At 46.9% G+C, this 13528-nt stretch carries 9 protein-coding genes and 1 riboswitch; of the genes, 1 reads left to right on the forward strand and 8 read right to left on the reverse strand.

The features are described 5' to 3' along the window. Positions 1–3: 3 nt before the first annotated feature. From HC965_RS21350 to HC965_RS21385, 8 genes are all read right to left on the reverse strand, one after another. Positions 4–2397, reverse strand: a complete 2394-nt coding sequence (locus tag HC965_RS21350) for an anaerobic ribonucleoside triphosphate reductase (protein ID WP_191033363.1) — start codon at positions 2395–2397, stop codon at positions 4–6. Positions 2398–2425: 28 nt separating this feature from the next. After that, a riboswitch (cobalamin riboswitch) is annotated at positions 2426–2613 on the reverse strand. A gap of 294 nt (positions 2614–2907) precedes the next feature. Then, on the reverse strand, positions 2908–3609 hold the full coding sequence (gene rpiA / locus HC965_RS21355) for a ribose 5-phosphate isomerase A (protein ID WP_191033364.1): 702 nt from the start codon (positions 3607–3609) through the stop codon (positions 2908–2910). 90 nt (positions 3610–3699) lie between these two features. After that, on the reverse strand, positions 3700–4407 hold the full coding sequence (locus tag HC965_RS21360) for a hypothetical protein (RefSeq protein WP_191033365.1): 708 nt from the start codon (positions 4405–4407) through the stop codon (positions 3700–3702). Positions 4408–4879: 472 nt separating this feature from the next. Beyond that, positions 4880–5530: a hemolysin III family protein gene (locus HC965_RS21365; RefSeq protein WP_191033366.1), complete on the reverse strand. Its 651-nt coding sequence runs from the start codon at positions 5528–5530 to the stop codon at positions 4880–4882. A gap of 64 nt (positions 5531–5594) precedes the next feature. After that, on the reverse strand, positions 5595–7577 hold the full coding sequence (locus HC965_RS21370; RefSeq protein WP_191033367.1) for a transglutaminase domain-containing protein: 1983 nt from the start codon (positions 7575–7577) through the stop codon (positions 5595–5597). Between the two features lie 23 nt (positions 7578–7600). Continuing rightward, on the reverse strand, positions 7601–9610 hold the full coding sequence (locus HC965_RS21375) for a DUF3857 domain-containing protein (protein WP_191033368.1): 2010 nt from the start codon (positions 9608–9610) through the stop codon (positions 7601–7603). Positions 9611–9641: 31 nt separating this feature from the next. Then, positions 9642–11684 carry a DUF3857 domain-containing protein gene (locus HC965_RS21380; RefSeq protein WP_191033369.1) on the reverse strand — a complete coding sequence of 681 codons (2043 nt, stop codon included), beginning with the start codon at positions 11682–11684 and terminating at the stop codon, positions 9642–9644. A gap of 97 nt (positions 11685–11781) precedes the next feature. Further along, positions 11782–12681 (reverse strand): diaminopimelate dehydrogenase, encoded by a 900-nt coding sequence (locus tag HC965_RS21385; protein ID WP_073344842.1) that lies wholly within the window; start codon positions 12679–12681, stop codon positions 11782–11784. 233 nt (positions 12682–12914) lie between these two features. On the opposite strand from HC965_RS21385, the gene ruvA reads away from it, so the two are divergent. Beyond that, positions 12915–13523, forward strand: a complete 609-nt coding sequence (gene ruvA, locus HC965_RS21390; protein WP_191033370.1) for a Holliday junction branch migration protein RuvA — start codon at positions 12915–12917, stop codon at positions 13521–13523. Positions 13524–13528: the final 5 nt, after the last annotated feature.

Genomic DNA, 13528 nt, shown 5'->3' on the forward strand with positions numbered 1-13528 from the left:
GTTTTACAGATGTTTCACACGGTCTTTTTCTTCCGCCCGTTTGGCAGAGTTCCATGAACTCAAGTCGCCCGTCAGATAACCCGTGATACGACGCATACGGAGAATACTTTCACTTTGGCAAACCGGGCATTTGTCGAAAATCACCCCTTTGTAGCCGCAGTTGTGACAAGTGTCCACCGGATGATTGATAGAACCGTAGCCGATTCCTTCGTCATGCATCACCTTCACAATTTTAGCGATGGCACGCACATTCTTCTGCGCTTCACCGTCCAGCTCCACATACGTGATGTGTCCGCCACGCGTGATAGCATGGAAAGGAGCTTCGCTCCTAATCTTCTCCACAATGCTGATTGGCTCTTTCACGTCCACGTGGAATGAGTTTACGTAGTAATCACGGTCCGTCACTCCCGGAATCTTACCGTATTTCCGGCGGTCCATCTTCGTGAAACGTCCTGAAAGACCTTCTGCCGGAGTAGCCAGTACAGAGTAATTCAGATTATATTTTTCTTTGTATTCGTCCACTACCTTATTCATCTCCATCACCGCTTCATACAACGTGTCCCATGCCTTTTGGCTGTGTCCGTGTCCTTTTCCGTAAAGAGCCACCATCGCGTTGTGTCCGCCGATAAAGCCGATTCCCAACGTACCGCTGCGCAATACATCGCCTACCTGCTCGTTCGGATTCAACTCTGCGCCACCTTTCCATACGTTATTTGCCATCATGAACGGGAACTGACGAGCCAGTGCCGTGCGCTGATATTGGTAACGCTCATACAACTGATCCGCCACCAAAGCAGACATCGTGTGTACGGATTCGATGAAAATCTCCTTCGCTTTCTGCTCGATAGCATCCGCATTGCGTTCGTCCTCTATCAGATTCTCTGCCTTGATGCGGGCTTCGATAGCCAGTCTCGGCATATTCAGCGTAGTGAAAGAAAGATTACCGCGTCCCAAAGAAGACTTTTCTCCCGCCACATTCTCAAATACGCGTGTACGGCAACCCATCGTAGCCAATTCGTAGATATAACGTTTCGGATCGTCCGCCTTCCAATTCTCATTCGTGTTGAAAGGCGTGTCGAGGAACATGAAGTTCGGGAACAACGCTTTCGCAGTAGTCTGACAAGCCTTCAGCAACAAGTCAAAGTTCGGAGCTTCGTAACTGTCTTTCATCGCATCCTCTATATTCTCCGTTTTCATCGCTTTCTCAAAATCCTTTTCCGAGTAAGACACCCCGTCCTTCACCTTGAAAATCTGAATCGGGAATACAGGAACCTCGCCCCGTGTGCCCAAGCCCTCAATCGTAGCTTTCAGTAATTCCTCAATCACCATACGGCCTTCCGCAGAAGTGTCCGTTCCATAATTGATAGAGCTGAATACCACCTGATTACCACCGCGTGAGTGCATCGTGTTCAGGTTATGGATAAATCCTTCCATTGCCTGGTGCGTATCCTTGCGGGTCTGCTGGTATGCTTTCTCCGTGATGCGTGCCAAGTGCTCCTTGTCTATAATGATTTGTAGAGCTATCAATGCGATGCGTAATGTCTCGCGTTCTGCCTCAGTCGACTTGATAGACGGAAGATACTCCTTGATTAACGTGCGGATTGCCTTCTCGTCCGCCTGACTGCCATTTTCCATCGCTACATAGAAATTGATGAACGAAGCCAGATGTTTACGGAAAGACTTCGCCACCCCTTTCGCCATGAAGAAGTCGAAAGCGGGGATTGCCTGTCCGCCGTGTTGCTCGTTCTGATTCGTTTGGAAAATGATAGTAGCCAGTGTCGCATAGCTCTGAATACTTTGCGGGGTACGGATGCTGCCGTTCTTTGTGCGGAATCCACGTTCGAAAAGGTCGTCCATGTCATATTGGATACAAGTCGTCGTCTTTGTCGGATAGTAATCCAGATCGTGGATGTGAATGTCGCCCAACTGGTGTGCTTCGGCAAAACGCTTCGGCAACAAATATTTATATGTATAATCTTTAGTCACTTCAGAAGCGAAAGTCATCATCTGTCCGGCAGGAGTGTGGCTGCTCATGTTGGCGTTGCTCAGATTGACATCATTCTTGTCAATAGCGACAATGCCGTCCATCACATGCTTCATCTGGGTTTTCTTGTCCCGTTCCGTATTCCGCCATTCGCGATAGATAATGTATTTCTTCGCTACTTCCGGTCGCACTTTCATCAATGCTTTTTCCACTAAGTCCTGAATCTCCTCTACGGTAATGGTAGGAGTGGCAAACTGACTGATAACATTCATCGTGATGTCAGCCACCAACTGCTGCTCATCCTGAAAACCGGTTGCACTGAATGCTTTGCTGATTGCATTCTTAATCTTACTGATAGAGAAATCTTCTCTTTTACCATCACGTTTGATGATACAAATTTCCGCGTAGTTCATAACTTTAACTCCCGAAAGTGATTAATAATATGGTTTATTTGATTCCGGCAGGTCTTCTGACTTATCCCTCCCTCGCAACACCTTCCCACACTATCCGGTGCAGTGGCCTATCGTGCGGATTCACAGAGAATTACAGCAGCGGGTACTGTCGCCGATTTGCACAGCGTTCCCTCTTTGACTAAACCTCTTTTTAGCTCCGAAAACGGATACAAAGATAGAAGATATTCTAATAGCTTGGTTAGCTTTTAACATTAAATTTCGGGAAACTTTTCTTTCTCGCTGATACAGAAAGTTTTCCATTTTGGAAAACTTTTTTTTTGAATTTAACTTGTGAAGTATTCCGTTTTTGCTTTCTCCTTTTCGCGAAATCGGACATGATCCGATGCGCTTTCCCCTTATATCAACTGCAAAAGTCGGAAATTATTTTCTTATGTTCTATACAAAAGTGAAAAAACTTTCTGTTCTCATTGTTATTTTTGAACTGTGCTGAACGTGGTAATTTTAGGTAATTTATTCTGCTACGATTACTTCAATGTCATAACCTGTGAATAGTCCGCTTTCTATGACACCGGTGATTTTCTTCAGTCGTTCTTCGAGTGACGTGTCTATGAAATTGAAGCGGGTATCGAGGATGAAGTTACCATTTTCTGTAAAGATTGGCCCGTCTTTTCCGTGGGCGGGACGAAGGATGATTTCCGAAGCGTCCAGTCGTTGCAGTTCGTTTTCTACATAAGATAGTGAGTCGGGAAATATTTCGATGGGAATGGGGAATTTGCTACCCAGTTGTCGGACAAGTTTGCTGGGGTCGACGATGATAAATGTTTTGCGGCTGCTTCTGATAAGCAGCTTCTCTTTGAACATAGCTCCGCCACGACCTTTTATCAGGTTTTGCTGAGGGTCGACTTCGTCCGCGCCGTCGAAAGTCCAGTCGGGACGTTTGTTCCAAAGGGTGGTTTGAGGGATACCTAGCTGGATGCAGGTCATTGAGATTTCTTTGGACGCGGGGATAACTTCGATGCGCAAGTGTTCCTCGCGAATCCGCCGTGCCAGTTCGAACAAGGTGAGGTAGACTGTAGAGCCGGAACCGGCTCCGATGGTTTCACCGTCTTTTGCCGTAGCGGCAATCTCACGAGCTACGTGTTCTTTGGCTGCCCGGTTGATAATGGAATCCGACCATTGAAGGTGCTTTATCAGATAATTTTCCCAGTCCATCGAATTTTTCTTTTTATTTGGTAGTATAAATATAACGGATAATGTAGCTTTTTTGTTTCTTCTATATATATGATACGTTTATATGGAAATTTATATGATACGCTCTTTTTTATTATTGCGGATTAGTGTAGCATACCGCTCGAAGTAATCATCAAGCATTTTCATGCGTTCGGAGTTGCTCATGTTTTTCCATTCCGGAAATATTTCCGAAAGAATTTCTTCGGATTCAGGATATTGCTGGTCTGTAAAGGTATGGACGTCTTTTGAGTCATTGTAGATGCGGATATTTCCTTCTTTGTCCGTTTCGAGATAAGACATGTATTCCCAAAGCGGTATTTCTCTCCAAACGGATATGCCCCATTTCTTACTTTTGTAAACTCTGTATTGTATGGAGACTATGGTCGAAGAATCCACACGGGTATGGAAAAAGAGTGTAACCATTTTCTTCATAGAGTTGAATGTACATTTGTTGAGTGGGGTTACTGTCAGATTCGCCTGTTGGTAGTTGTGTTGCATGAACTTCAGGGTATCCGGTAATTGTTGCTGGTAGTGCTCTAACAATTGTTTGATTTGTGGACGTTTCTTTTTGGGAATCTTGTATCCATCGAAGCCATAATCCGTTGTACTTATAGGTGCATATTTTTTAGGACTGATGTAATATCCGTGTTTTTTTCCTTCACGGGGTCTTACTTCTATAAAAATACCTTCCCGGGTAGGTGGTGAGTAAGGTTGTCGGTGAGACTGTTTAGTGCTTTCAAACAGTTGGTTGAATTGCTTGATTTCAGCTTTTGTCAGCACTATACTTTTCTGATTGGCAAGCCTTTCGGATTGAAGGAACTAGAGTGAAAAAGCCGAATATACCCTCACCGTGTCATCTTCCTGAATAATAGGAACTTTTTTCGAAACCCTCTGTGCTTCCGAAACTTGCGGTATCGCGAGAAAAACTATGCATAAGCAGGTTAGAAATAAAGAACTTTTCATATAGTATTCTTTTTTGTATGCGGTAAATTTAAATAATTACACTGAATATTTATAGCGTTAAGGGATTCTCAATTAACTATTAGTTAATTTTTAACCTAACAGACCTAAATGTTAACGAACCTCTGTATTCTATTAAACCGTGTTATAAATCACCCCGATTTGCTCCGTAAATTTGGAGATATGCGGAAAGTCCGTATCTTTGTACTGTGTTTTTCATAGTATTAGATTTAAGGTTAACAAAGATTGGTTGTCCGTGATGGATAGCCTTTTTTTTTCTCCCTACCCTTCGTTACAGAATCAGCCATATGGCAATGATGTGCCCTATGCTTCCGCCCAGGCAAAACAGGTGGAAAGTGGCATGCATATAAGGTTTGCGCAATGAATAGAAAATGGCTCCTACGATATAAGAAATACCACCGCCTATCAACCACCAAAAAGCAGAGGTGGCGCCTGTTATTTCCAACTGGTCCAATAAAGGTTTCAAAGCAACCAATATCGAAGCCCCCATACCTACGTAACAGACAGTTTCGAGATTGCTGTGCTCCTTCAGTCTCGTGAAGCTAAGTATAAACCCGGCTACGGCGGACAGCCACACGAAAGAGAATATTCCCCAACCCCAACCACCTGCATGACGCAAGGTGAGCAGCGTAAAAGGTGTATATGTTCCTGCGATATGCAGATAGATAGCTCCGTGGTCGAATTTGCGAAGCAATTCCTTCAACTTCCCCGGACGACTGCCGTGATACCACGTCGAACTGACGTAAGACGACAACATACCTGCCAGATAGACAATGACACAAGGCACTGCCCATTGCGGCTCGGCGTTTCCCGAAGCCTTTTCCAGCAGGAAATATCCTGCCACAACACCGAGCAGGATACCTGCCCCATGACTAAGCGTATTTGCCCATTCTTCTCCGTTACTGTATCGTTTGTTCTTCAATGTTCTCTTTTTTTGAATTGTGAGTCGCAAAGATACTTTTATTTTCCGTAACGTATGATTTCCTTTATTCCTTTTTTAGAATGATTTTGCCACCGTATTGCCCTGCAATCAACTTGCGGAAAGCGATGAATGCCACGTATTCATCGGGAGCATAAATCCCTTTCGGCATGAATAAATGATGAACGATACATATCTCCTTCTCCTTCACCTCGACGGTAGAATGGAAACTGCCGAATTTGCTTTCCACGTCAATTGGTTTCGGAAGTCCCTCGATGGTGTATCCGTCCGGCAGATGGATGCGGATGCTGTCCGTGTCCGAGTAGCCGTAGTTGATGTGGATGGGATACGTACGCTTCGTGACGGAAGGGACGCTGAACCCTTTTCTGAAAATATTGGCAGGGATAAACAGGCGGTTTCCCGTCTTATTTCCGTACTGGTTGCTGCTGACGGAATAGTTGAAGGTGATGGACGGAGCCGTCTCTTTGCATTCTTTGATTTGCAGGTTCAGAATGTCCGCCTGCGACAGGTTGATGTCCGAACGGATGCGGTCTTTCTGCTTGTTGGGTTGTAGATAGACGATGCCTGCTTCGCTTTCATACTGGAATAACCGGGATATTTCGTTGACCGATATTTTAGCTTCAGCCGTGGGGGAGAGCGTGATGTCGGCAACGATGCATTGCGTGTTCAGCGAATCGGGATAAGTAGGCAGACGGTGTATTCTGCCGCCTGCCGGTTCTATCAACAGTGCGTCATGTCCGGCAATGCCCTGGTGGACGTAGCCGAAAGGAAGTTGCGGATTAGTGCATTCCAGCCAAAGCGTGTCCTGCGGAAGCGGAACTTGCAGGATGACGTGATTCATTTGGTTGGCACTCGAGAAATCGGGGAGAAGCCGTTCGTTCGTGGTGCTGATGACGGTGTAAGTAGAGGGGATGCCCAATTCTTTCAGCATGGCACGGGCGTAATTGGACAAGCCTTTGCAATCACCGAACCCAGTGCGGCAGACATCGGTGGCAGCGATGGGCTGCAAACCGCCGATACCTAACTGAATACTGACGTAACGGGTGGTCTTGGCGAGATAATCGTAGACGGCTTTCACTTTGTCACGGTCGGTGGAGCAGTTTGCCGTCAGTTCGTGCAGTTTGGCGCGGAAAGGCTCGGTGAGCAGGTCGCGTCCGTCGAGAAGTTTGTATTGCCATTCTCCGTATTTTTGCCAGGTGCTCAAGTCCCCTTCGGATTTGTCGTATTTGAAAGCGGAAGGAGCGAAGTAGACGCGGGGAAACAACTCCGCAAAGCTCGGGCCGAAAGGCTCTTTGAGAATGGGAGGTAATTTCAGGGCGGTCACTTCGATGATTTGTTGTCCTTCGGCACCGGTAGATTCCTTCACTTGGATGCCTTGGCCTTCTATGCTTTTGGTTTCAGTTTCTTTGGTTGCGGCTTCTTTACTTTGTTTTCCCACTCCTTGTGTGTTCAATTCGCGATAGCGGCAACCTTGTCCGGCAGGAAGTTCGATGCGGTAAGTCGCTTTTTCTACGGCTTGGTTGAAGCTCATTTGCGGGATGAAGGTGGAGTAACCAATCAGTCCGTTGTTGCATTTCATTTCCCATTCATATTTCACGGTGAAAGGGAAAGAAGGGTAATTGCACTCATAATAATAAAAATAATCATCCGTGGTGAGCGAAGAACTGTATTCGCTTTTCTGAAGTTCGGATTTCTTAATCTTGCGTACGCTCTGACCGGAAGCGTTGATGATTTCTCCTGAGAATTTTTGCAGGGAACGGAACATGTCGCATCCGCAATAGAAAACGGCATCCTCTAGTCCTTTACGGTTGAGCACGATGATAGTCCGGCTTTCCTTTTCTATGGATTGGGTCATGGATTTGCAGAGGATTTCTGTCCGGGCGTCTGCAATGACGGAGTTGGCATCCTTGAAAATCTCCTGTGCGTGGACGGGTTCTGCCTGAAAACTCAGGCAAAAGACGACATAAGCCAGGGCGGATACTTTCTTTATAAAGTGCTTTATAGAGCTGGTGTGACTGGGATATTTCATGGTATTTTTATATAAAAAGCCGGTTATATTTTTTTGAGTACCAATATCTCGTTATTCTTTTCGGCAATCAATTCCCAAAAGGCTTTCACACCCTTGTATTCATTGATGAGATAAATCAACTTGTTGGAACTGAAGGAATAAGTGAAGACGAGTTGGTTACCGTTCTGATGTACGAGGTAGCGGCAGAACCCTTGTTTGTCTTCCGTATACGCGTTCATAGGCTTGGGCAGTTCATCGACTGCGTATCCTTCGGGAATGGTAAGGTTGGTCACCAATATGACTTGCTCGGCATACGGCATTTCCAGCGGCAGTTGGCGTTCGGCCTGCGTGAACGGGCACTTGCTGACGTGCATAAAAACCATTGGGTTGATATAAATAAGCTCATCGTTCACGTTTGCCTGTTTCTCAAATTCGAGATTCTCCCGGACAGTGGGCGAGAAAGCATCCACTCCCGTTGTCGAGAACTTCTTCACTTTGATATTCTCTTCCGTTTCCAGTTTGGTGATAAACTCCGCGCTGTCCTTTGCAGCGTGGTAATTCTTGCGGAAGTTGGCGGCGTGCTGACCGGTATATCCCGTTTGGCGGGTACCCGTTATCCTACCGTCGGCATGAATCTGCGCATTGACGGCCGAACGGATTTGGTTCTTACCGAGATTGCTGAGGTCTATCCAGTTGCCACCGTCTGCCTTGCTAAGAAGGCGGGCACGGTCTACCATCAATACCGGTGGCAGCGTGTTCATGAACCCGTCGGTGACGGAACCGTCGAGGAATACGAAAGTACTGTCCGTATCCGCTATGCCGACTACAAACGTATTGAGCTTCTGAATGGAAGGATGCGAGAGAGGAAGGATTCCCAGATTCTTGCGGCTCATTACCGCCGGATAACAAGGAATCTGCGCGTCGCGAAGCATACTCATCAACACGAAGTTAATCTCCGCATTGCTTCCTGTCCCGTTCTTGACAGCCTTTCTCACCTCATTGCCGTAAAGTCCGTATTGCCCATTCCATGAAATTTTCTTTTTGAGGAAGGTATAGATGGCGGCAATCTTATCCTGCCTGTCCGTCAGTTTGTCAAGGGATAATGATGCCATCTCGTCCCGGTAGGGATTACGCATCTTGAGCAGCGAGCCGAAGTCCTCGTCTTCCAGTAGCATCTTGTCGATGCTTTCCCAAGTATTTGTAAACGACTTGTAGAGTGAACCCGGGAAGCTGATTCCACGAAGCTCGAAACCGACACCACTCAGGTAGTCGTCCGCACACCAGGTGTATTTGTCCGGACGGAGAGCGGGCAACTGCTTGCCGACAAAGCTCAAATGGCGTCCCGTGCAGATGAGTTGTTCTGTCTGTCCGCCCTGATACTGAATCGTGTAGGAGATGCTTTCCGACTGGTCTTTCGGATTGAGGAAGTTTGAACCTCTCATGTCAAGATTGAACTGGAAGTATTCGGGAATGGTAATGTCATATTGCGTGTGGAGCACAGGGATACTTCTTTGAGCTTCCCAGTGGTTGATTCTGTAATACAAGTCGGAGCTGAGCTGATATTTATATTCGAATACCGTCCCTTCATGGACAGCAGGTATCGAGAATTTTATCTGCATATACGACTTGTTGAACCTTTCTTCAAAGACGAGGTCGCGTTTCATTTTGGTGCGTACTATCTTTCCGTTTTCCAGGTTGTAGGCGGAAGCGTCGAGCTGCGTGATATTTTCTTTTATGCTGCTGCTCTTCTCATTAGAATAATAAGGTATAATAATGTCCGCATAGGATGTGCCTTCGGATTTCAGTACCTTTATTTTTGTCTCGTAGGTGTACACGAGCCGGAAATCATTGTGTATCAGGTCGTAGCGGGCTGTGGTCTTGGAGTATAGCACGACTGCCGTTGCTGCGGTGTCCGGCGTGTAGGTGTCCATCTTCAGTTCTTCTTCGGAAGGTTTGCCGTATTTCATACTGGGGGTGATGACGTCTGTGACCGTTTGCTGGGCGAAGCCTTGCCACGCCAACAATAGAAAGAAAAGTGTCTGTATAGTTCTCATGCTGATTGAGATTTAAGAGTTTATGATGAATTTATATTTTCTTGAGTACAATCAAGGCGTTGTTTTTCTCGATAACTTTGCTCCACATTTCTTGCAGTTGGCTGTAATGTTCCGATAGGAATATAAAGCTCTTGAGCGTGAAAATGTAATTGAGCGTGATAGTGTTTTCTTTTTTTTGAATCATATATCTGCACTGCATCCCGTCACCTTCCGCACGGATGGATTGTTGTTGGGGAAGTTCTTCCACTTCGTACCCTTCGGGGAGCGTCAGCGTGCATAACATCGTAAACTTATACGGATACGGTAGCTCGATGGGGAGCACACGCTCTGCCTGGATGAACGGGTTGGTCTTTATCTGCGGGAAAAGCATCGGGTTGATATAAAGGTGGTCGTCCGTATGGTCGGCCTGTAGGATGAAGTCTAATTCTTCTTCCACCAGTGCCGGATTGTTTTCATTATCCTTCACTTTCAGGTTGCTGACGGTGAGCTTGTCTTTCGAGCCGATGTCGGTGTTTGTTGCGTCCGAAGGGATGCTGTCCTGTTTGCTGTGTTCTTTTTTCTGATACTCTACGGCTTCCTGTCCGTGCAGCACTGTGGTGCGATGACCTTTTATGAGATTTCCTTCTACACGGGCTTCAATCTTCATGAAACCCTTGTTGTCCGAGAGAGCCATCAGGTTCACCCATTTCTTGGCTTCTTCTACCTGGGGGGAGAGTATACGTGCTTCGTTGACGCACAAGTCGAGTGGAAGAACGTTGATGGCGGGGACGTCCATAGAACTGTCAAGGAAGACATATTCCTGTTTGACGACATCGTAAATGGCTACGACAAATGTGTTCAGCTTTTGCAGGGAAGGGAAGTTTTGCGGCAGTATTCCCGATGAACGGCGGCTTAGAACCACCGGACAGGCGTTCAGCCCGAAGTCCTTCAGGATGCTGATGAAGACAAAGTTGAGGTCGGCGTTGGTGCCGCTTCCTTTCTTGATGGTTTTATTGAGTTCTTTGCTGTAAATATGGTATCTCCCGTTCCAGGTCATTTTCTTTTTTAGTACATGGAAAGCGGCGATGATTTTTTCTTCAAAATTCATTTCGCTCCTGTAGGCTTGTTTAGTCTCTTCACGAAAGGGGTTGGTGAAGGAAAGGAGAGCACCGAACTGCTCGTGTTCCGGTTTGAGCAGTTGACGGTCTACGTCTTCCCACTTCTGACTGTATGGCTTGTATTCGCTGCCGGGAAATTGAGTGCCTTGCAGGTCGAAGCTGATTTGTACCTTGTAATCCTCGGGACACCAGCAATAGGATTCGTCCTGACGGATGGCGGGAAGATTGCGTGAGGTGAAGATCGTTTCCTGTGCCGTGATGCTGAAGTCCCTGTTCACGCTTGCTATGCCGGGGTTTTGGCGTTGGGTGGCTTGGATGGCGGATTGCCTTTGTTTGGTTTCTATGTAGTCCTTCCCGCGGAGTTCGATGTTGTAGATGAATACGTTGGGGATGGTGATTTTATATTGGTTGTAGAGCACGGGCAGTTCTTCCTGCATCATCCAGTTGTCGATGTGGGAGAAGTAGTCGGAGAAGAGCTTGTAGTGATATTCGATGACGGTGCCCTCTTTGACGGCGGGCAGGGAGAATTTCAGCATTTTGTAGCGGTTGTCTATCCGCTCGATGGAGACGGATTCCCGTTTCATGGATGTCTTGACGCATTTCCCGTTTTCCATGTTGTAGGAACAGCCTTCTATTTCGCTGGCTCTTTCCTTTCCCTCATCCTTGTCGGTGGGGGAGTAGTAGGGGACACTGACGTCGGCATAGGATACTCCCTGCGGTTTCAGTATTTTGATGCGCACCCAGTGCTCGGTGACTAGCTGGAAGCCGTCGTGGTAAGTGAAGTCACTTTGTCCCTGGTGAAAGAGATAAATGGCTGTGGCGGTAGTGTCGGGGGCGTATGTGGCGAGAGACAGTTCTTCTTTGGAAGGTTTTCCGTATTTCAGGTTGGGGGCTATCGGGGGTGTCGCATTTTGTTGCGCATAGGCGGACGACAGGAGATGAAACAGAAATGCGCATAGAATGAATAGTTTTCCCATTATATTGTGTTTTTGGTAGTATTCTCACAAAGATAAAAAAAATAGAGAAAGGCGGTACACCTTTCTCTATTTTTTTATTTATCGGATGGATAAAATATTATACTAAGTGTCCGATCCACTCTTCGCGGTCGCCCGGAAGGAGGTCGATTACCGGAACTTCCACCATTGTGTAGCATCCCGGTTGTTGTCTCATGGAAGCGCGTGCCACGCATACCAGTACTTGTGCGGTCAGTGCGGGGTTGTTGATACGCATATTAAATTCGAACAACTGATTCTGAGTTTTTCCCGATACACCTTTGCGAGTCAGATTTACACCGTGTCCCATGTCGAGCAGCGCGTCTACGCTTGGAACGAGTTTCACGTGTGTCTCGTCGTTCACGAAATACGGGTCTGCCTTGATGGCTGCGGCTACTTCTTCAAATTTGTATCCGTCTTTCAGTTCGATATACACCATGCGGCGGTGGATACCTGTGCCCGTAGGGATGGTCATGGAAAGAGCGGCTTTCACTCCGTCGATAGCCTTCACGGCTACGGTGTGTCCCATACTCATACCCGGGCCGAAGTTGGTGTAGGTGATGCCTTTCGGGGCAATCGCTTCGAGCATGGTGCGCACGATGGAGTCACTTCCCGGATCCCAGCCTGCGGAGATGATGGATACGGCTTTGTGCTCTTTGGCGGCTGCATCCAGTGTGCGGCGCAAGTCAACGATGCCGGTGTGAATATCGAAGCTGTCTACGGTATTGATGCCCATAGCCAGGTATTCTTTTGCATATTTCTCAACGCTGCGGGTCGGCGTGCAAAGAATTGCCACGTCTACGCCTTCCAGCTCTTTAATGTCCTTTACTACTGCATAGTTTGCCAACTCTTCCGGCTTGTTCTCTGCTCCTGCACGACGAACGACTCCGGCTATTTCGAAATCAGGCGCTGCCTGCAGCGCTTCAAGTACATAGTGTCCAATGTTGCCATAGCCAACGATGGCGGCTCTTACTTTTTTCATTCTTTTCTTGGTTTTATATGAACATTTTTCTTTATTTCTGCCACAAAAGTAAACAAAATATAAGGAAGGATTGTTTACGGGCGGCATTATTTTTATTTTTTTTTAGATTCGCTACAGTTTGCATGAAATACGCCGGTTGATGCCCTCAGATTTTAACTGTCGGGCTGCTGAAAAGAATAATCTGTAAAAAACAGGAGAATCTGTGGCGGGAAAGTTTTATCTTTGTAGGCATTATGATAGAGTATGTTAGAGGCGAGCTTGCCGAACTTAGTCCGGCAACCGCAGTGATTGACTGTAACGGGGTGGGGTATGCCGCCAATATATCCTTGAATACTTATTCGGCTATTCAGGGAAAGAAAACCTGTAAGTTGTATATTTATGAGGCGATTCGTGAGGACGCGTATGTGCTTTATGGCTTTGCCGAGAAGCAGGAGCGGGAGATTTTCCTGCTGCTGATTTCTGTTTCGGGCATTGGCGGGAATACGGCGCGTATGATTCTCTCTGCTCTTTCGCCTGCCGAACTGGTGAATGTAATCAGTACCGAGAACGCGAATATGCTGAAAACGGTGAAAGGCATCGGGCTGAAGACTGCGCAGCGTGTGATTGTCGACTTGAAGGATAAAATCAAGACGATGGGTATGTCTGCTGCCGGAGGTGTTGCCGGTGCGGGTGGCACGTTGCTGCAAGCTGCCAACGCGGAAGTGATGGAAGAGGCTGTGGCCGCATTGACGATGCTCGGTTTTGCCGCTGCGCCTTCACAGAAGGTGGTGATGGCTATATTGAAGGAAGAGCCGGATGCTCCGGTAGAAAAGGTGATTAAACTGGCTTTGAAACGATTGTAAACAGT

This window comes from Bacteroides sp. GM023, assembly GCF_014750685.1.
In the GTDB taxonomy this organism is placed as follows: domain Bacteria; phylum Bacteroidota; class Bacteroidia; order Bacteroidales; family Bacteroidaceae; genus Bacteroides.